21 protein-coding genes are annotated in these 17984 nt (G+C 33.7%); 8 read left to right on the plus strand and 13 right to left on the minus strand.

The window, feature by feature from the left end; translation table 11 throughout:
• Positions 1-55 precede the first annotated feature (55 nt).
• Genes HKP48_RS09155 through HKP48_RS09165 form a run of 3 tightly spaced genes read left to right on the plus strand, consistent with a single transcriptional unit; the run spans position 56 to position 1042 of the window.
• The gene (locus tag HKP48_RS09155) at positions 56-238 is read left to right on the plus strand and encodes a hypothetical protein (RefSeq protein WP_296345086.1); all 183 of its coding nucleotides are present in this window, start codon (positions 56-58) and stop codon (positions 236-238) included.
• Positions 239-253: 15 nt separating this feature from the next.
• Positions 254-760, plus strand: a complete 507-nt coding sequence (locus HKP48_RS09160) for an alpha/beta hydrolase-fold protein (protein WP_296345127.1) — start codon at positions 254-256, stop codon at positions 758-760.
• Positions 761-763: 3 nt separating this feature from the next.
• Positions 764-1042: a DUF1456 family protein gene (locus tag HKP48_RS09165; protein WP_296345088.1), complete on the plus strand. Its 279-nt coding sequence runs from the start codon at positions 764-766 to the stop codon at positions 1040-1042.
• 33 nt (positions 1043-1075) lie between these two features.
• On the opposite strand, the gene sucC is transcribed toward HKP48_RS09165, so the two are convergent.
• The gene (gene sucC / locus HKP48_RS09170; RefSeq protein WP_296345090.1) at positions 1076-2266 is read right to left on the minus strand and encodes an ADP-forming succinate--CoA ligase subunit beta; all 1191 of its coding nucleotides are present in this window, start codon (positions 2264-2266) and stop codon (positions 1076-1078) included.
• Between the two features lie 189 nt (positions 2267-2455).
• Between sucC and lysA the strand changes: the two genes are divergently transcribed.
• Positions 2456-3658 carry a diaminopimelate decarboxylase gene (gene lysA / locus HKP48_RS09175; RefSeq protein WP_296345092.1) on the plus strand — a complete coding sequence of 401 codons (1203 nt, stop codon included), beginning with the start codon at positions 2456-2458 and terminating at the stop codon, positions 3656-3658.
• Between the two features lie 79 nt (positions 3659-3737).
• Here the strand turns inward: lysA and HKP48_RS09180 are convergent, their stop codons facing one another.
• The 11 genes from HKP48_RS09180 to HKP48_RS09230 all read right to left on the minus strand — a co-directional run bounded on the left by HKP48_RS09180 (position 3738) and on the right by HKP48_RS09230 (position 14408).
• Positions 3738-3947, minus strand: a complete 210-nt coding sequence (locus tag HKP48_RS09180) for a hypothetical protein (protein WP_296345094.1) — start codon at positions 3945-3947, stop codon at positions 3738-3740.
• Positions 3948-4192: 245 nt separating this feature from the next.
• Positions 4193-5593 carry a M20/M25/M40 family metallo-hydrolase gene (locus HKP48_RS09185; protein ID WP_296345096.1) on the minus strand — a complete coding sequence of 467 codons (1401 nt, stop codon included), beginning with the start codon at positions 5591-5593 and terminating at the stop codon, positions 4193-4195.
• Positions 5586-6464 (minus strand): PPK2 family polyphosphate kinase, encoded by an 879-nt coding sequence (locus tag HKP48_RS09190; protein ID WP_296345099.1) that lies wholly within the window; start codon positions 6462-6464, stop codon positions 5586-5588. The genes HKP48_RS09185 and HKP48_RS09190 overlap by 8 nt, the downstream gene beginning before the upstream one ends.
• 7 nt (positions 6465-6471) lie before the next feature.
• A complete protein-coding gene (locus HKP48_RS09195; protein WP_296345101.1) occupies positions 6472-7635 on the minus strand; it encodes a sigma-54 dependent transcriptional regulator in 1164 nt (387 codons plus the stop codon).
• A 123-nt stretch (positions 7636-7758) separates the two neighbouring features.
• Entirely contained in the window at positions 7759-8511 is a 753-nt protein-coding gene (locus tag HKP48_RS09200) for a DUF6268 family outer membrane beta-barrel protein (RefSeq protein ID WP_296345103.1), read from the minus strand.
• Positions 8512-8627: 116 nt separating this feature from the next.
• Positions 8628-9533, minus strand: a complete 906-nt coding sequence (locus HKP48_RS09205; RefSeq protein WP_296345106.1) for a mechanosensitive ion channel domain-containing protein — start codon at positions 9531-9533, stop codon at positions 8628-8630.
• Positions 9518-10828: an ABC transporter permease gene (locus tag HKP48_RS09210; protein WP_296345108.1), complete on the minus strand. Its 1311-nt coding sequence runs from the start codon at positions 10826-10828 to the stop codon at positions 9518-9520. The genes HKP48_RS09205 and HKP48_RS09210 overlap by 16 nt, the downstream gene beginning before the upstream one ends.
• A gap of 2 nt (positions 10829-10830) precedes the next feature.
• Positions 10831-11757 (minus strand): ATP-binding cassette domain-containing protein, encoded by a 927-nt coding sequence (locus HKP48_RS09215; protein WP_296345110.1) that lies wholly within the window; start codon positions 11755-11757, stop codon positions 10831-10833.
• 280 nt (positions 11758-12037) lie between these two features.
• Positions 12038-13156: a molecular chaperone DnaJ gene (gene dnaJ, locus HKP48_RS09220; RefSeq protein ID WP_296345112.1), complete on the minus strand. Its 1119-nt coding sequence runs from the start codon at positions 13154-13156 to the stop codon at positions 12038-12040.
• A gap of 32 nt (positions 13157-13188) precedes the next feature.
• Positions 13189-13731 carry a nucleotide exchange factor GrpE gene (locus tag HKP48_RS09225; protein ID WP_296345114.1) on the minus strand — a complete coding sequence of 181 codons (543 nt, stop codon included), beginning with the start codon at positions 13729-13731 and terminating at the stop codon, positions 13189-13191.
• 164 nt (positions 13732-13895) lie between these two features.
• Complete coding sequence (locus tag HKP48_RS09230; protein ID WP_296345116.1) at positions 13896-14408, minus strand: fasciclin domain-containing protein; 513 nt, start codon at positions 14406-14408, stop codon at positions 13896-13898.
• A gap of 132 nt (positions 14409-14540) precedes the next feature.
• Between HKP48_RS09230 and HKP48_RS09235 the strand changes: the two genes are divergently transcribed.
• From HKP48_RS09235 to HKP48_RS09250, 4 genes are read left to right on the plus strand one after another with little or no spacing between them, the layout of a single operon-like run.
• Entirely contained in the window at positions 14541-15095 is a 555-nt protein-coding gene (locus HKP48_RS09235) for a sigma-70 family RNA polymerase sigma factor (RefSeq protein WP_296345118.1), read from the plus strand.
• On the plus strand, positions 15095-15871 hold the full coding sequence (locus HKP48_RS09240) for an anti-sigma factor (protein WP_296345120.1): 777 nt from the start codon (positions 15095-15097) through the stop codon (positions 15869-15871). The genes HKP48_RS09235 and HKP48_RS09240 overlap by 1 nt, the downstream gene beginning before the upstream one ends.
• Complete coding sequence (locus HKP48_RS09245; RefSeq protein WP_296345122.1) at positions 15871-16344, plus strand: type II secretion system protein GspG; 474 nt, start codon at positions 15871-15873, stop codon at positions 16342-16344. Before HKP48_RS09240 ends, HKP48_RS09245 begins: the two co-directional genes overlap by 1 nt.
• 51 nt (positions 16345-16395) lie before the next feature.
• Positions 16396-17631, plus strand: a complete 1236-nt coding sequence (locus HKP48_RS09250) for a DEAD/DEAH box helicase (protein ID WP_296345124.1) — start codon at positions 16396-16398, stop codon at positions 17629-17631.
• Positions 17632-17716: 85 nt separating this feature from the next.
• Here HKP48_RS09250 and HKP48_RS09255 read toward each other — a convergent pair whose 3' ends face one another.
• A complete protein-coding gene (locus tag HKP48_RS09255) occupies positions 17717-17893 on the minus strand; it encodes a hypothetical protein (protein ID WP_296345125.1) in 177 nt (58 codons plus the stop codon).
• Positions 17894-17984: the final 91 nt, after the last annotated feature.

The raw sequence follows: 17984 nt of genomic DNA on the forward strand, positions 1-17984 counted from the left end.
AAATGATATAGTAAAACTGTAACATTATGACTTTTATGGATATATTTACTATTCTGTGACATCGAGTCACAAAATAGTAATAATTAACGAGGCAAGCCTCGAGGTATTAAACCTGAAAGCGAATAAATCTTATCTAGTCATAGATATGCTTGATGCTCAAAATATATTTAATGACGAAACCTCTTATGTTGGGGAATGGAAAGTAGATGAGTTTCTTGATGGTCTCACCAATAATTAAAGTATAGTTGTCGGTATAGAACATGGAAATGATAAACGTATTAATGAGTTAACACCTTATACAAATGAAAAATACGGTGGTGGACAAGGTGATGAATATTTAATCTTTATATTGAATACTCTAAATCCACACATAGATATTACCTACCGAACAATTAAAGGTGCAAAACACACAACACTTTTTGGAGCCTCTCTAGGTGGATTAATTTCTTTTTATGGTGCTATCAAGTTTCCTAAAACCTTTGGTAAAGCAGCTGTGTTTTCTTCTTCATTTTGGATTAACGGAGAGATTTATAATCTGGTAGAATCATCTGATATTTCTGAAACCAAAAAGTTTTATTTTCTGGCAGGTACTGAAGAAGGAGAAAGTATGGTATCAAATCAAAAGCGAATGATTAAATTGATTCAAGATAAAGGAATTAAAGAAAACCGATTAAAAAATATTATAATTGAAGGTGGGAAACATAATGAGAAATTCTGGAGTTCTCATTTTGGAGATGCTTATCTTTGGCTAAATAATTAAACTATGGCTTTAACTAATAACGATATATTTAAAAAAATAAGAGTTGCTCACAAACTAAGGGATGATGATATGGTCAAGATTTTAGCGCTTGTTGACTTTAGAATCTCTAAAAGCGAATTAAATGCTTTCTTTAGAAATGAAGACCATCCAAAATATATGGAATGTGGTGATCAGATACTTCGTAATTTTTTGAACGGACTTATTATTCATCTTAGAGGTCCAATGCCAAAAAAAGGAGAAAAGAAACCACAAAACATATCAAAGAAAAAGAGCAACGATTAAGTTGCTCTTTTTTATATTAAACCAGTAAAGTAATTAGGCTAGCACCTCTTGTACTTTATCTGCTGCTTCTTGGAATTCTGTTGCACTCATAACATCTAAACCTGAGTTGTCAATCAATTCTTTAGCTATATCAGCATTTGTTCCTTGTAAACGTACAATAATTGGCACTTCAATATTACCCATATTTTTATAAGCATCAATTACACCTTGTGCAACACGATCACAACGTACAATACCACCAAAAATATTTATTAGAATAGCTTTTACTGCTGGGTCTCTTAAGATCAGTTCAAAAGCAATTTCAACACGTGCAGCATCAGCTGTACCACCTACATCAAGAAAGTTTGCTGGTTCACCACCTGCTTGCTTAATTAAATCCATAGTTGCCATTGCAAGACCAGCGCCATTAACCATACAGCCAACATTTCCATCAAGATCAACATAATTTAAACCATGCTCACCAGCTTCAACCTCAACAGGGTTTTCTTCACGCTTATCTCTTAAGGCTGCTAAATCTTTATGCCTAAATAAAGCATTACCGTCTAAAGTTACTTTAGAGTCAACCGCCATTATTTTATCGTCACTTGTTTTTAGAACCGGATTGATTTCAAATAAAGAAGCATCAGATTTTACATAAGCTGTGTATAAAGCAGAAACAAACTTTGTCATTTCTTTAAAAGCGGTTCCACTTAAGCCTAGGTTAAAAGCTACGCGACGTGCTTGAAAACCTAAAAGTCCTAATGCAGGATCAACTTCCTCTGTAAAAATTAAATGTGGTGTTTCTTCTGCTACGGTTTCGATATCCATTCCACCTTCTGTAGAATACATAATCATATTTTTCCCTGTTGCTCTGTTTAAAAGTACAGACATGTAATATTCTTCTGGCTCATTATCTCCCGGATAGTAAACGTCTTCTGCAACTAAAACTTGGTGTACACGCTTACCTTCTGCGGAAGTTTGTGGTGTTACCAAATCCATTCCTATTATATTTCCAGCAATTTCCTCAACTTCCTGAAGGTTTTTGGCCAACTTTACACCACCACCTTTACCACGTCCACCAGCGTGAACCTGAGCTTTGATAACATGCCAACCTGTTCCAGTTTCTTCTGTTAATTTCTTAGCTGCATCAACAGCTTCAGCAGCAGTTTGTGCAACTATACCTCTTTGGATACGTACGCCAAAACTACTGAGTAATTCTTTTCCTTGATATTCGTGTAAATTCATTTGTGATCAGAAATTTATTTCGTTGCGCAAAAATAAATAATAGCGACAAGTTTAACTAATAAATAAATGCCAAAAGATTCGGTAATAAAATAGTGTTATATAATTAACATATTGTTTTTAATTTGAATTTATATATTAATAAATAAGATTCTACAGTTAGAAAAAATATTTTTGACTAAAGTTTATAATATGAATAGTGGATTATTAAAAATAGCTGAAGAATTTGGAAGTCCAGTTTATGTATACGATTCAGCAAAAATCATTTCGCAATACAACAGACTCAAAAATGCATTTAGCAGCGTAAAGAGTTTAAAACTAAATTATGCAGCTAAAGCATTATCAAACATTTCTGTTTTAAAGTTATTTAATTCATTAGGTTCAGGATTAGATACTGTTTCAATACAAGAGGTAAAATTAGGATTAAAGGCAGGTTTTACTCCTGAGTCAATAATATTTACTCCTAATGGTGTCTCGCTTGAAGAGATTGAACAGGTAGCAGAATTAGGCGTCCAAATCAATATAGATAATCTTTCTATACTTGAACAGTTTGGTACCAAACATCCAAATGTCCCCGTTTGTATCCGTATAAATCCGCACGTAATGGCTGGTGGAAATACCAACATATCTGTTGGTCATATAGATAGCAAATTCGGGATATCTATTCATCAAATTCCACTTTTATTACGCATTGTTGAAAATACCAACATGAATATAAATGGTATTCATATGCATACAGGAAGTGATATTTTAGATATAGATGTTTTTCTTTATGCGAGTGAAATATTATTTGAAACTGCTAAGAATTTTAAAAATCTAGATTTTATAGATTTTGGCTCAGGTTTTAAAGTCCCTTATAAAGAAGGTGATATTGAAACCAATATCGAAGAACTTGGAGAAAAATTATCAAAACGATTCAACGAGTTTTGCACTAGCTATGGAAAAGAACTAACGCTTGCCTTTGAACCCGGCAAATTTCTAGTCAGTGAAGCCGGAGTATTTTTAGCTAAAGTAAATGTAGTAAAACAAACAACCTCAACAGTTTTTGCGCAAATCGACTCAGGTTTTAACCATCTCATTCGCCCAATGCTTTATGGTTCTCAACACGAAATTGAAAACATTTCAAATCCTGACGGTCGAGAACGTTTCTATTCGGTTGTTGGTTATATATGTGAGACGGATACGTTTGCTAATAACCGTAGAATTTCGGAAATAAACGAAGGTGACATCCTATGCTTTAAAAATGCTGGAGCTTACTGTTTTACAATGGCAAGTAATTACAACTCACGTTATAGACCAGCCGAAGTTTTAATCCATGAAGGGAAATCACATCTCATTAGAAAACGTGAAACCTTTGAAGATATCTTTAATAATCAGGTGGAGATTGAAATCTAATTCCCAACGTTACCTTACCCGTAAAATGATTTACCTTAGGGTTTATAAGATTCCCTGATGCGTATCTATAAGTAGCAATTTATCTATAATGCCAAATGGCATCTGCAATTGGTCCGTTAACTTGATTATAAAATGGGATTTTTTGCTCTCCAAAGATTATTTTGAGCTGATATATATCGTCACTTTCTCGAAGAATATCTGCAGCTTGTTTTAAATTCAGAAGCGTTTTAGCACGTTTTTCAAGATAAATCATTTTTTCTTTTTCATCTCTTGAGTTAGGTCTTTTCAAAGTTGAATTAACTATTATTTAGGACAACTCATAAATATGGCCGATAGTTCCAGACGAGGAACGTCGTCTTTATTTAATTTATAAGCTAAATCCTAAGGCATAACCATTCGTGCTGCCATTGTACCTGCTGTAGAGTATTTAGTGTATTCTGAAACTTCATAATATGTAATTCATCTTTTGACCGTTCTTGAGAGAAAACCAATGAAGTAAAGATTAAAGCTAACATTGTAGCCAATTTTTCATATTCAATCTTTTATCTGAGCATTATTTTTAATCTGATTAACACCATACTTATCAAATAAATAAACAAGAGATGTCATAGTTGCCGCACCTAATTCTAACTCGCGTTTATTGACCGCATCAAAAGTATCATTAGACGCATGGTGATGGTCAAAGTAACGTTGGCTATCTGGACGTAAACCGGCTAACACAATATTATCATTTTTAAGCGGACCAATATCTGCACCACTATAACCTTTCTCAAAAAAGTGGATTAAATAAGGTTTAAACAAACTTCGCCACTGCTCAATTTGTTCCAAATTACCATCACTACAATCAAAACTAAAGCCTCTTGGTGTAAATCCACCTGAATCGCTCTCTAAAGCAAAAATATGATTCTCTCCTTTTTCTTTAGCAACCTCTGCGTATTTAAGTCCGCCACGAAGACCGTTTTCTTCATTCATAAATAAGACAACACGAATACTTCTTTTAGGTTTAATACCACTTTCTTTTAAAAGTCTTAATACTTCCATTGATTGTACTACACCTGCGCCATCATCATGAGAACCGTCTCCTAAATCCCACGAATCTAAATGCCCACCAACAATCATATATTCGTCTGGGAACTCGTTTCCTGTAATTTCGCCTATGACATTATATGATAATACGTCTTCGTATTGTTTACAATTTTGTTTGAAGTAAAACTCTGGATTTTCACCATTTGTAATTACTTCTGAAAGTTTATTTGCATCATTAGTACTAATTGCTGCAGAAGGAATACGTTTATCTTCTGGTAAATCTTGATAACTCATACTTCCTGTATGTGGCAAATCGTCTTGCCTCAAATTCAATGAACGTACAATTACACCAACTGCTCCAAGTTTTGAGGCTTCATATGCACCAGCATAGCGTTGCTTTGAGCAGCCACCGTAAGCTTCAAACGTATTGATTAAATCAGCTTGCATAGCACCATTAAAAAATACAATTTTACCTTTTACTTTTTCTTCACCTAAAGCTTCTAATTCCTCAAAACTTTTTACTTCGACAATTTTAGCTTGTAATCCTTCATTAGACGTTGCTGTAGAACCACCGAGTGCACATATATTAACATCAAACTTATTTCCATCAGACACGAAATATCCGACTTCTTTTTCGCCTCGGACCCATTTAGGAACCATAACTTCTTGTAACCAAACCTTATCTAAATCTAATTTCTCTAATTCGGACTTAACATAGCGCACCGCTTTTTCTGCATTTTCTGAACCTGAAAGTCGTCCTCCAATTTCATTAGATAAATAATCTAACCAGACATAACTTTGTCCATTAGTTAAAGATTTTTTGTAAATCGATTTTAAAGTGGCTTCGTCATTTTGTGCCTGAATTGAGACACAAAATAGAGCTAATAAAAGAATTACTATTTTATTCATTTTCTAATTGAGATTTGTATAAGTCAATATTTTCTTTTTCGTCTGATGGCATTTCAGGCTTTACAATATCATCATATTGCGTTAGTGTATCATATAAAATTTTGGCTACTATGTACCTAGCAGTTGGTTTATCATCCGCTGGAATATTAAACCATGGTGCGTATTCTTTTGAGCTGTTATTTATAACTTCTTCGTAACAGTCCTGATACTTATCCCAGAGTTTTCGTTCTTTTAAATCTCCTGCTTCAAATTTCCAGTTTTTGTCTGGTCTATTTAAACGACGTAATAATCTATTTTTTTGTTCGTCTTTAGAAAGGTTTAAAAAGAACTTGAATATAATAGTTCCATTGTCAGCTATATGCTTTTCAAAATTATTGATTTCATTAAATCGGCGCTCCCAAAAAGCATCAGTAACATCATCTTCTGATTGAATGTCTGGCATGTTCTCATACATTAAATAATTAGGATGTACGCGTGTTACTAAGACATTTTCGTAATGTGTTCTATTAAAAATACCAAATTTGCCACGTGCTGGTAAAGCGATGTAATGACGCCACAAATAGTCGTGTTTTAATTCAAGACTAGAAGGTTTTTTAAAGCTATGTGCTTCTATTCCGCGCACATTAAATTCTTTAAACACTTCACGAATAAGACTATCTTTTCCAGCAGTGTCCATACCTTGAATGCACATTAAAACGGAATACTTCCCATGCGCGTACATTGTATTTTGGATGTCTGCCAGCTTTTTACTGAGCTTATTCATTTTCTTTTCAATCTCTTTTTCTTCAGCCTGTAAATCAAAAGTTGTTTGAAGTTTATCTATTTTGATTTGAGATGAAATTCTAAAGTGTTCTATATTGACGTCTTTCATGTTTTTTTTATTTTGAAGCAAATGATTTTACATCGGCTTCACTGACTTCTTTTCCTCCTAATATAATTAAACGCTCAACAACGTTTCTTAATTCGCGAATATTACCGGTCCAATCGTAGTCTTGAAGTAGTTTGACAGCTTTATCAGAAAATGTTTTGTTTACTGTTCCTTGCTCTTCAGAAATCTTCTTGGCAAAATGACTAATTAGTAACGGAATATCTTCACGTCTATCGTTAAGAGAAGGGACTTCAATAAGAATAACGGCTAATCTATGATATAAATCTTCACGAAACTTACCATCTTCTATTTCCTTTTTTAAATCTTTATTGGTCGCAGCAACTACACGAACATTGACTTTAATATCTTTATCGCTACCAACGCGTTGAATACGACTTTCTTGCAGCGCACGTAACACTTTTGCTTGCGCAGAAAGACTCATATCTCCAATCTCATCTAAGAAAATAGTTCCGCCGTTTGCGGCTTCGAATTTACCTGCGCGGTCTTTTGCAGCTGATGTAAATGCTCCTTTGACATGACCGAATAATTCGCTTTCAATCAGCTCACTTGGTATTGCTGCGCAGTTAACCTCAATCATCGGGCCTTTATTGCGTTCACTTTTTTGGTGTAACCAATGTGCAACGAGTTCTTTTCCTGTTCCATTTGGTCCAGTTACCAAAACACGCGCATCGGTTGGTGCAACTTTATCTATCATATCTTTAATACGGTCGATGGCTGGACTCTCTCCAATCATCTCGTATTTTTTTGATACTTTCTTCTTCAAGCGCTTGTTTTCAACAACCAATTCCTTTCTGTCTAATGCAATACGAACCGTGTTTAGTAATCGATTTAAATCTGGCGGTTTTGAAATGTAATCAAAAGCACCTAGACGCATAGTATTTACTGCAGTATCTAAATCCCCATGACCAGATATCATAACGACAGGTATTTCAGGCTTTATCTTTTTTACAGCTTCCAGGACCTCAACACCATCCATTTTAGGCATTTTAATATCACATAAGACTAAATCGTAATCTTTCTTTTTAATTTTTTCGACACCTGCTAAACCGTCTTCTGCTTCTTCAACAGCGTAAGATTCACTTTCTTCAGAAAGTATTTTCACCAATACACGACGGATTGCCGCCTCATCTTCTATAATTAATATATGTTGCATACTATATTTTAAATTTTATTCACGTTCTAAGATAAAAAGCTTTTTATTGATTTAATTGAAAAATATTGTCTCTATCGCCATTTCGTAGGATATTATTAAGCCTAAAAGTATAGCCTAGCCTGATTATAAATAAGATACCAGATTATCTGTGAAACAATATTCATACCCTAATCCACCTACAGCAACTGATAATGAAATATTGTCGGCTTGTTGACCATCGATTATTATAGGCTCTTGTAAATTTGTAAAGTACCCATCTAGTGATGTAAATACTTGAATAATGCTTGACTCATTAAAATAATATTTTAGGTTAGATTTTGGAATACCAGCACTAAAAGACCAGTTATTATTTAATCTTCTATAATAATTAATAAATGGTAAAGGAAAAGGTATACCTACGTTTGTATTATAAGTTAAACCCAAAATGAGTCTGTACGGTTTTTTTGCAGTTTCGTCATCCGTTCTGTCATTTATAGCAAAAACACCTCCGTTTAAAAAAACATCATCTATGGTTATCGTACTCTTAAGGGTGGATGCTATTCGTGGATTTACTTTTATTCCAATCCGCCAGTATTCACTTGTCTTAAAGGTATAACCTAAATTAAAATCAATAATATTCAAAGTTCTCAAATCTTCATTATTAAATGCATACTCTTCTTCGAGATTTAAACTAATGCGATTGTACTCTGCACCAATAACTAAGTTATTTTTATCTCTAATTTTTATAGGATAGTTGAGTAATGCGCGAAGCCTAGTGTACTGATCTTCAGATTTACTGCTTGGAATAAATGAGTATTCTAACCGTGCCAAATCTGTAAATTGGGAGTGCGATACATTTAGACATATTAAGCCAAAGAGTAAACAGGTATATTTCATATGTTTATATGTATTGTTTTTTTTAGGACACATGCTGTTCGCTATTAATCATTCCTTTGGGTGATAATATGTTTAGCATACTCGTTTCATAATGTTTAAATCTCCTAAGTTGCCTCTCATTTCTTTTTTTCTATAATATGAATATCACGCTGCGGAAAAGGAATTATTATATTATTTTCTCTGAACGCTTTATCAATTTCAAATCTTATATCACTTTTAGGTATGGCTGCTGTAAAACTATCGTTTAGTGTAAAAATTAGTTTAAAGTTTAACGAACTATCCCCAAAGTTTGTAAACAACACTAATGGTTCTGGGTTGTCTAGTATTGCTTCGTGTTTACTAGCAACACCGATTAAGAGTTTCTTTACCATTTCTACATCACTTCCATATGCAACACCAATCTCTACACTTTCTCTAGTCAGCGACCCATTTTGCGTCCAATTGTATAGAATCTTTGTGAGATATAAGTGGTTAGGAATTATTAATACTTTATTATCAATAGTTACTGCACGTGTAGTTCTTAATTTTATTTCTTCAATACGACCTACTTTTCCGTCCAACTCTATAATATCTCCTACTTGTACCGATTGATCTATCAATATAAAAACACCTGAAATAATATCTTGAAAAAAGGTTTGAAGCGCCAAACCAATTCCAATGAGTAAAGCCGCTGATGCAGCAAAAACTGCAGTCACATTAACTCCAACGGAATCTAGAGTTACTATAAAAATAACAACATAAATCAACCATTTAAAATAGCCATATACCACTTGAAATTTAACTTTGTCATGCTCAGGAATTTTTCGCGTAAATATGCGATAGACAAACTTAAGCACTAGACTTGTCACAAATATTATGGTAGTCAATATTATCAAGTCTAAAACAGAAACGCTTATCTCTTTTGTAATATCTAAATGTAAATGAAGAAACTCAGAAACCTTCTCCCACATACTACTTTCAGTGATAGTTTCGCCTATACTTTCTATATCTTGAAAGCCTAACATCATTAATATTTTAACCATTTAAAAAGTTCTTTATAACTCGCCTTTTTTCCATACATCAATATACCTACTCGGTAAATCTTTGCAGCAAACCAGACGGTAGACGTAAATGTGCCAATCAGTAATAACAAACTTACAAGTTGTTGCCATAAAGGTACTCCAAACGGAATTCGCATCAACATAACTACAGGAGAAGTAAACGGTATAAATGAAAACACTGTCGAAACCGTACCATGTGGGTCTTCAATAACCGTAAATACACCAACATAAACTGCCAAAATTAATGGCATTAAAATAGGTAGCATAAATTGTTGTGTATCGGTCTCATTATCTACCGCTGCACCAATAGCTGCGTATAGCGAGCTATACAACAAGTAGCCTCCTATAAAAAACAATAAAAACGCAACAATTAAATTTGCTAAAGGTAAATTTTGAAATGATTGTACGACTAGATTAATTTCATTTTGTACAGAAGAATTATCCATTGCCTGTTGGACGAGTTCTTGTTGTTGCCCTTGTGCAGACATTAAATCTACACCAAATATCATACTAACAATAGTAGATAAAATACCCAATAAAATAATCCAAATTGCAAATTGAGTAACTCCAGCTAAGGATGTACCAATGATTTTCCCCATCATTAATTGAATAGGCTTTACCGAGGAAATTATAATCTCAATAATACGACTGGTCTTTTCTTCTATAACACTTCGCATTATCATGTTACCATATATAATGATAAACATAAACAGTAAATAACCTGAAATTCCTCCAAAGGCTAGCTTGAGTATGTTGTCTATCTTAGAACTTTTTTGACCATCAAAAGTTTCTTGGGATATATTTACATTGGCTCTTGATGCTTTTATCTGTTCTGAATCTAAACCGTTAGCAACTAATTTTAAGTCACGCAGTTTTCTTTCAATCTTATTTTCTAAACTTGAAATGATTGTCAATGAAGGTGACTCTTCCGAATAAAATTGGATTGTTTCAGACACAGTTTCCAAATCTCCTTTTCCTATGTATAAAAGTCCGTACTGTTCCTTTTCTTTGACAACCGCTTTCGCACTAGAAAGCGCAGTGTTATTAGAGTAATTATATGTGATATTCTCTGTATTAATAAATACTTCTGAAAATAAACCCGACTCGTCAAGGATAGAAATAGTACGTTTTTTGTTAGTGTTTAACTGTAACAAATAAGCCACAACACTAATCAATGCAATCATTATTAAGGGACTTAGAAACGTCATGATAATGAATGACTTATTCTTAACCTTATTAAGATACTCTCGTTTTATAATTAATGGTAGATGATTCATCTTTAATTATTTTTTACAGTTTTAATAAAGATGTCGTTAGCCGATGGAATAACCTCTACAAAATGATGCACTTCCGCTTTAGAAGTTAAAAATGAAAGTAAATCGTTTGGTGAAATCTCTGGTGTTATTTTTACGTTTAGCTTTACATCATCATACACATTTTTGAATGTTGCTGGCAACACAACAAACTTATTTTTTATTTCATTAATAACTGTTTGGCTATTGCTAGATTTCAATCCAACTTCAAAAGTATTAGACTTATATTGACGTTTTATATCAATTAAATTTCCATCTAACACCTTATTAGATTTATGAATTAATGCAATGTGATCACATAATTCTTCTACAGATTCCATTCTGTGTGTTGAAAAAATTACGGTCGAACCCTCTTCTCTTAGCTTTAGAATTTCGTCTTTAATTAAGTTAGCGTTAATAGGGTCAAAACCCGAAAAAGGTTCATCAAAAATTAAAAGTTTAGGTTTGTGCAAAACAGTAACTATAAACTGAATTTTTTGTGCCTGCCCTTTACTTAATTCTTGTATTTTTTTGTTCCACCAATCTCCAATTTCAAACTTATCGAACCAGAGTTTTAATTGCTTCTTGGCTTCAGACTTAGACATTCCTTTAAGTTGTGCCAAATACAAGGCTTGTTCTCCTACTTTCATAGACTTATAAAGTCCACGCTCCTCAGGCAAATAACCTATATCTTTAATATGTTCTTGCTGTAATGGTTGTCCATCCAAAATCACTTTACCTTCATCTGGCATTGTAATCTGATTAATAATACGGATTAGAGTTGTTTTTCCTGCTCCATTTGGTCCCAACAAACCAAAAATACTACCTTTTGGCACGGCAATAGATACTTGATTTAAAGCTCTGAAATCTCCATAATCTTTGGAAACAGAATCAGCCACCAACAATTTGTTCATAAAAATATTTGATTTTTTTATTAGAAGCGTAAATATATTAAATGTTGGACGGAATAGTAAGGGATTGCTACATATATCTAAATCCTATCAGGCTCAAAAAAAATTAAATAGACCTTAAAATTAAGTAGTGAGATGCTAAAACAATTAAGCACAAAAAAACAAAACCCACCCTCACAATTAAATAAGGATGGGAAAAAATTGCTATGAAAAAGAAAAATTACCGCTAATTAGCATTAGCGATAATTCAAATATACTGTTTTTTCTGATATTGACAGAAATTTTACGAAAACATATCTTTTACCTTTTCAAAAAAGGACTTATCTGAGCTTTCTGGTTTTGGCTGAAAATGTTCATCTGTTCTCATATCTTCAAAAAAATCTTTCTGCTTTTTGTTTAACGTTTTTGGTGTCCAAACATTAACATGCACGAGCAAATCACCTTTACCATAACCATTAATACTAGGAATACCTTTTCCGCGTAATCTTAAAATTTTACCAGATTGTACACCTGGTTCAATTTTTATACGCACTTTTCCTGAAACGGTATCAATTTCCATTGATGAACCTAAAACAGCATCAGGTAAACTTACATACAAGTCGTAGTGTAAGTTATCACCTTCGCGCTTTAATGTTTGGTGATCTTCTTCTTGTATAGCTACCAGTAGATCTCCAGAAATACCATTACCTGGGGCAGCGTTACCTTTTCCATTAACTTTAAGTTGCATGCCATCAACAACACCAGCTGGAATTTTTACGCTTACGGTTTCTTCCTTAGCAATTAGCCCTTGATCATCAGCTCCATAAGGTCGCTTATCTATACTCTGACCTGCTCCATGACATGTAGGACAAGCTGTAGCTGTTTGCATACGCCCTAAAATTGTATTGGTAACTCTAGCCACTTGGCCTTGACCATTACATGTAGCGCAAGTTTTATAAGTAACTCCATCTGCTTGGACTTTACGTTTAACTTTAATTTTCTTCTCTACACCATTGGCCACATCTTCTAAAGATAGTTTTACACGAATACGAAGATTACTTCCTTTAACAACTCGACGACCTCCGCCACCGAATCCTCCGAAGCCGCCACCGCCGCCGCCAAATGCGCCACCAAAAATATCTCCAAATTGACTGAATATATCATCCATATTCATGCCACCACCACCGAAACCACCGCCACCTTCAAAGGCTTGGTGCCCAAACTGGTCATAGCGCGCTTTCTTATCTGGGTCGCTCAATACTTCGTAAGCTTCAGCTGCTTTTTTGAACTTTTCTTCAGCTTCTTTATCATCTGGATTTTTATCTGGATGGTATTTTAAAGCCATTTTTCTGTAGGCTTTCTTTATTTCAGCTGCAGAGGCACCTTTGCTTATTCCTAATATGTCGTAAAAATCTTCTTTCATACTGTATAGTTCCGCAAACGGAATTAATTTAATTATTGCCCTATAACCACTTTAGGAAAACGAATTACTTTGTCGCCTAGTTTATAACCACGTTCTACAACGTCTATAATTTTCCCTTTTAAATCTTCACTTGGTGCAGGGATTTGAGTGACTGCTTCGTGATCATCTGCATTAAAGGTATCACCCTTTTTAACTTCTATCATAGCTAAACCTTTTTGCTCGAGTGTATTTATAAGCTTATTGTAGATTAACAATACGCCTTTACGCAATTCTTCTGCTTCTTTATCGTCTTCTATATGCATTAAGGCACGTTCAAAATCATCAAGTACAGGTAGCATTGATACCATCACGTCTTGACTAGCGGTTTTAAATAACTCTATCCGCTCTTTAGTTGTACGCTTTTTGTAGTTTTCGAATTCTGCAAAGAGACGTATAAACTTCTCTTTCTCTGCGGTGAGTTGGTCTTGCAATTGCTCTTCGGCAGATTTCTGTTCAACTTCTTCTTTTGTCTCGACAGTTTCTGTTGCTTCAGCTTGAGGCTCTTCTACCTCTTGGTTTTTATCTTTTTTGCCCATTTCTTTAGACTAATTTTAAATCTTTCATTTAGAGATGGCAAAAGTACTGCCAATATTAATAAAATGTCAAAATGTCACAGGTATTTTTTTTTTCAAAAAAACTAAAAAAAAAGCATCCCGGATATCGGGATGCTTTTCTTCTTCATAGCAGTTTTTCCTATTAATTAATTAGGCATTACTACTGTATTAATTACGTGGATTACTCCATTATCTGCCTTTACATCTGTCGCCACAATCTCACTGTAATTACCTTTTTGGTCTTTAATCCAGATTTTTCCATCTTTAGACATAACAGTCAATACTTGTCCGTTAAGTCCTTTAACTTCAACTTTACCATTACCTTTTTCTAATGCTGCTACAACATCACTAGCCATTAATTTAGCTGGCACTACGTGGTATGTTAATATGTTTGCTAAAGCTGCTTTGTTTTTTGGCTCTAATAAACTTCCTAATGTTGCATTATCTATTTTACCGAAAGCTGCGTTTGTTGGAGCGAATACTGTAAATGGTCCGTCACCTTGTAAAGCAGAAACTAAATCTGCAGCTTTCAAAGCCGCTACTAGTGTAGAGAAATCTTCGTTACCAACTGCTACATCAACAATTGTTTTTTGTGCTGTCGCTGCTGTACTAATTGTTAATGCTGCAACCATACTGAAAATGAATACTAACTTTTTCATAATTCTTTGTTTTAATATTTTAGTTAAATGTTAGAGCACATTTTTTTGTTTTGATGTGCTTTCATTTATATTTACACAGCCTTTTTAGCTCTGGATGAGCAGATGATTACTTTTGGCAAATCTTTAACACAAATGCAAGACGACATACTTCTTATTAAACAACTCCAAGCAAATGATGAGCGTGCGTTATCTTTACTTTATGACAAATACTCTGGAGCACTATACAGTGTAATCATTAAAATGACAGGTGACGAGGGATTATCGCAAGATTTGTTACAGGAAAGTTTTATCACTATCTGGGATAAGTCACACCAGTATAATCCTGAAAAGGGACGTTTTTACACTTGGGCTTACAGAATTGCAAAAAACAAAGTGTTAAATTATCTAAGAAAAACAGATATACTCATCCAAACGGATGATTTAAGTGTATATGAAAATAATGATGAACCAGATACAATAAATCGTGATTTTTTTGAGTTGAATGGTGCCATAACTAAACTAGAAGCTCATCACCAAAAGGCAATAGAACTAGTTTATTTTAAAGGGTTGACACATCGGGAGGCACACGCTGAAATGGATGTCCCTTTAGGCACGTTTAAATCTTACATACAACAAGCTTTAAAACAGCTTCGTGTGAATTATATAAAAATTATTGTGTTTTTGTTATTAATGATTGATGTAATGTGATGATGACAAAGAAAGAATTACTTGAAAATGGATTGCTAGAACAATATGTACTAGGCGAACTTGACGCTAAACAAACAAAAGCTGTTGAGCAACTGCTCTTGTCTGATACTGAACTAAAAACAAAATTGGAAGAGATAGAATCAAATTTTGAAAATTTGGCGATGGAAAATGCTATTAATCCGCCTGCTTTTATAAAGACCAAGTTACTATCTAATATTAAGGTTTCAAATAATAAAACTATTTCCGAATCTGGAAATAGCAATAAATTTTGGCTAGGCATTGCTGCAAGTGTTGCTGCATTCTTCTTATTAGGTTCGGTTTGGTTATTTACAGAATTAAATACTTTAAAAGAGGATTTAAGAGTAGTAGGTAACCAAAATGAAGTATTACAAAAAAACCTTGATGGTATAACCAAAAACTATGATGAGGTTTCTAATTGGTATGCTGCCTTATCCAATCCAGATGCAGAGCAATATATTTTAAAAGGAAATACATTATCTCCAGAAGCTAAAATTGTAAGTTTTGTAAATCACGAAAATAAATCAGTAGTTATTAATACAAAAAAACTACCTCAACTAGATGCTGACCATGACTACCAAATGTGGGCAGATGTCGATGGCGAAATGATTAACATGGGCGTTATTCCAAAAAACAAGGAACTTATTGCAATGACTTATGTTAATGATGCTGAATCTCTAAATATTACTATCGAGCCAGCTGGAGGAAATGATCACCCTACAGTTGAGCGTTTGATTAGTAATGTTTATTTGAATTAATGAAAATACTTGAATTCTTTCTTGAAATTTTAGTTTGGTTTGGTCTTGATTTTTCAGACTTTAAACATCAAAGAAAAATAGAAAAACTAGAAAAAGCAGATGGAAAATCACGCACCTTCCAAAAATATTTTTTAGGCCCATCTGCAAAAACTATTTTCAAAGTATTTATAATTCTGATAATTCTCTTTTTTGGATATCTCTGGTATTCCAACAATTATTCAAAACCTAAAAAGACAAAAAAAGAAATAATCGAAATTTCAGAATACATAACACAATGGAAATCAGAATACAATTCACTTCCTATAACTATTGAAATAATGATTAAGTCTAAACCTCTTCATAAAAAATGGTTAACAGATGAATGGAAAAGACCTTATTTTTATTCCATTGACTCTACTGACAATAGCTTTGAATTATTTTCTGCTGGTAAGGATGGAAAATTTGAAACTAAAGATGACATTTCTTCAAAATAAACAAAAAACATCCCAATATTTTTAAACTACCTTTGTGGCAAACATTTATAAATGTCATTTAAAGACTTACATATTATTAAGCCTCTTTTAAGAGCCGTAGCAGATTCGGGTTATGATGAGCCAACGCTAATTCAGCAACGTTGTATTCCGCATATTTTAGAAAAGAAAGATATGGTTGCCTCTGCACAAACAGGCACAGGAAAGACGGCTGCTTATGCATTACCTATTTTGCAAATTTTGTTTGATAAGCAGGATGCACCTAAACGCGGAAAAAAAATACGTGCTCTAATTGTAAGTCCAACACGAGAATTAGCATCTCAGATTAATGATAATTTTAAAACATATGCCAAGTTTACCAACTTACGTTCGGCAGTAATTTTTGGTGGCACTTCAATTGAACCACAGATAGATATCCTAAAAAAAGGTATAGACATTTTAATTGCCACGCCGGGTCGTTTATTGGATTTACACAAACAAGATTACATTAACCTTGATTATATTGAAACTTTTGTGCTAGACGAAGCTGACTTAATGCTAGATATGGGCTTTATTGATGACGTAAAAAAGATAGAGCGCCTTTGCCCAGAAGAAAGACAAACACTTTTATTTTCTGCTACAATACCATACAAAGTAGAACAATTGGCAAGCACAATCTTAAACAATCCAATCCGTGTTGATGTCACGCCATCCAAGTCAGTCGCTAATGCTATAAGTCAAGTTTTGTATTATGTCCCAAAACGAAATAAAATAGAATTATGTCTACACCTACTTAGAAATACTGTCATAGGTAATATTCTCATATTTAGACGCACAAAGTTTGGGGTAGATAAGCTTGAAAAAACCTTACTCAAAAACGGCTATAAGGTAGATAGCATTCATGGCGACAAAACACAAAGTGATAGACAAACTGCACTCAACAAATTTAAAAACGGTTATGTAAAAATTTTAATTGCTACCGATGTTGCCGCTCGTGGTATTGACATTAACGAACTTGATTCTGTAATTAATTTTGACTTACCAAACATCCCTGACACTTACATCCACCGCATCGGACGAACCGGACGTGCTGGAAATATTGGCACAGCATATTCCTTATGCTCTGCGGATGAGAAAAGCTACATCAAAAAAATACAGGAGTCTATTAATATTCAAATCCCAATCGAGGAAGACCATCCTTATCCGCTAGATCCAAAAGCAAAACCAATTGTTCACAAAAAACAAGGTAGCAAGTATAAAAAAGGACGAAAAGGTGCTGGCGCTAAAAAGAAAAAGAAGCGTTGGTATTAATTTAGATGGATTAGATAGTTAGACCTATTAGATTTGTTAGACTTTTAGATATGAAAAAAGCCAAAAGCAATGGCTAATGGCTAAACTATTCAAATTTCGTTTCAAAAAGGAGATAGTGTTTAATCCCAAAATTTTTACCCCAATTCTCTAAGTCCTTTCCTGCTGTACCTACTTCGCACAAAGATTTTGAACCCTCTTCTCGCTCATAGGGTAAGATATAGGCCAATAAGTAAATAATCCTCGGGGCAAGCCCACGAGGCATTAAAATAATTTCAATTGATTATTCTTTTTCAAACTTTTATAATCCTTTTCAACACCTTGTTCCTTAACATAATTTGCTATCAATTTTTCAG

Origin of the sequence: Winogradskyella sp., assembly GCF_013042245.1 — a bacterium.
In the GTDB taxonomy this organism is placed as follows: Bacteria; Bacteroidota; Bacteroidia; order Flavobacteriales; family Flavobacteriaceae; genus Winogradskyella.

Coding starts and splice junctions, on each gene's coding strand:
- HKP48_RS09165 (WP_296345088.1), top strand. CDS start 764: ATGGCTTTAACTAATAACGATATATTTAAAAAAATAAGAGTTGCTCAC.
- sucC (WP_296345090.1), bottom strand. CDS start 2,266: ATGAATTTACACGAATATCAAGGAAAAGAATTACTCAGTAGTTTTGGC.
- lysA (WP_296345092.1), top strand. CDS start 2,456: ATGAATAGTGGATTATTAAAAATAGCTGAAGAATTTGGAAGTCCAGTT.
- HKP48_RS09185 (WP_296345096.1), bottom strand. CDS start 5,593: ATGAATAAAATAGTAATTCTTTTATTAGCTCTATTTTGTGTCTCAATT.
- HKP48_RS09190 (WP_296345099.1), bottom strand. CDS start 6,464: ATGAAAGACGTCAATATAGAACACTTTAGAATTTCATCTCAAATCAAA.
- HKP48_RS09195 (WP_296345101.1), bottom strand. CDS start 7,635: ATGCAACATATATTAATTATAGAAGATGAGGCGGCAATCCGTCGTGTA.
- HKP48_RS09200 (WP_296345103.1), bottom strand. CDS start 8,511: ATGAAATATACCTGTTTACTCTTTGGCTTAATATGTCTAAATGTATCG.
- HKP48_RS09205 (WP_296345106.1), bottom strand. CDS start 9,533: ATGGTTAAAATATTAATGATGTTAGGCTTTCAAGATATAGAAAGTATA.
- HKP48_RS09210 (WP_296345108.1), bottom strand. CDS start 10,828: ATGAATCATCTACCATTAATTATAAAACGAGAGTATCTTAATAAGGTT.
- HKP48_RS09215 (WP_296345110.1), bottom strand. CDS start 11,757: ATGAACAAATTGTTGGTGGCTGATTCTGTTTCCAAAGATTATGGAGAT.
- dnaJ (WP_296345112.1), bottom strand. CDS start 13,156: ATGAAAGAAGATTTTTACGACATATTAGGAATAAGCAAAGGTGCCTCT.
- HKP48_RS09225 (WP_296345114.1), bottom strand. CDS start 13,731: ATGGGCAAAAAAGATAAAAACCAAGAGGTAGAAGAGCCTCAAGCTGAA.
- HKP48_RS09230 (WP_296345116.1), bottom strand. CDS start 14,408: ATGAAAAAGTTAGTATTCATTTTCAGTATGGTTGCAGCATTAACAATT.
- HKP48_RS09235 (WP_296345118.1), top strand. CDS start 14,541: ATGCAAGACGACATACTTCTTATTAAACAACTCCAAGCAAATGATGAG.
- HKP48_RS09240 (WP_296345120.1), top strand. CDS start 15,095: ATGATGACAAAGAAAGAATTACTTGAAAATGGATTGCTAGAACAATAT.
- HKP48_RS09245 (WP_296345122.1), top strand. CDS start 15,871: ATGAAAATACTTGAATTCTTTCTTGAAATTTTAGTTTGGTTTGGTCTT.
- HKP48_RS09250 (WP_296345124.1), top strand. CDS start 16,396: ATGTCATTTAAAGACTTACATATTATTAAGCCTCTTTTAAGAGCCGTA.
- HKP48_RS09255 (WP_296345125.1), bottom strand. CDS start 17,893: ATGCCTCGTGGGCTTGCCCCGAGGATTATTTACTTATTGGCCTATATC.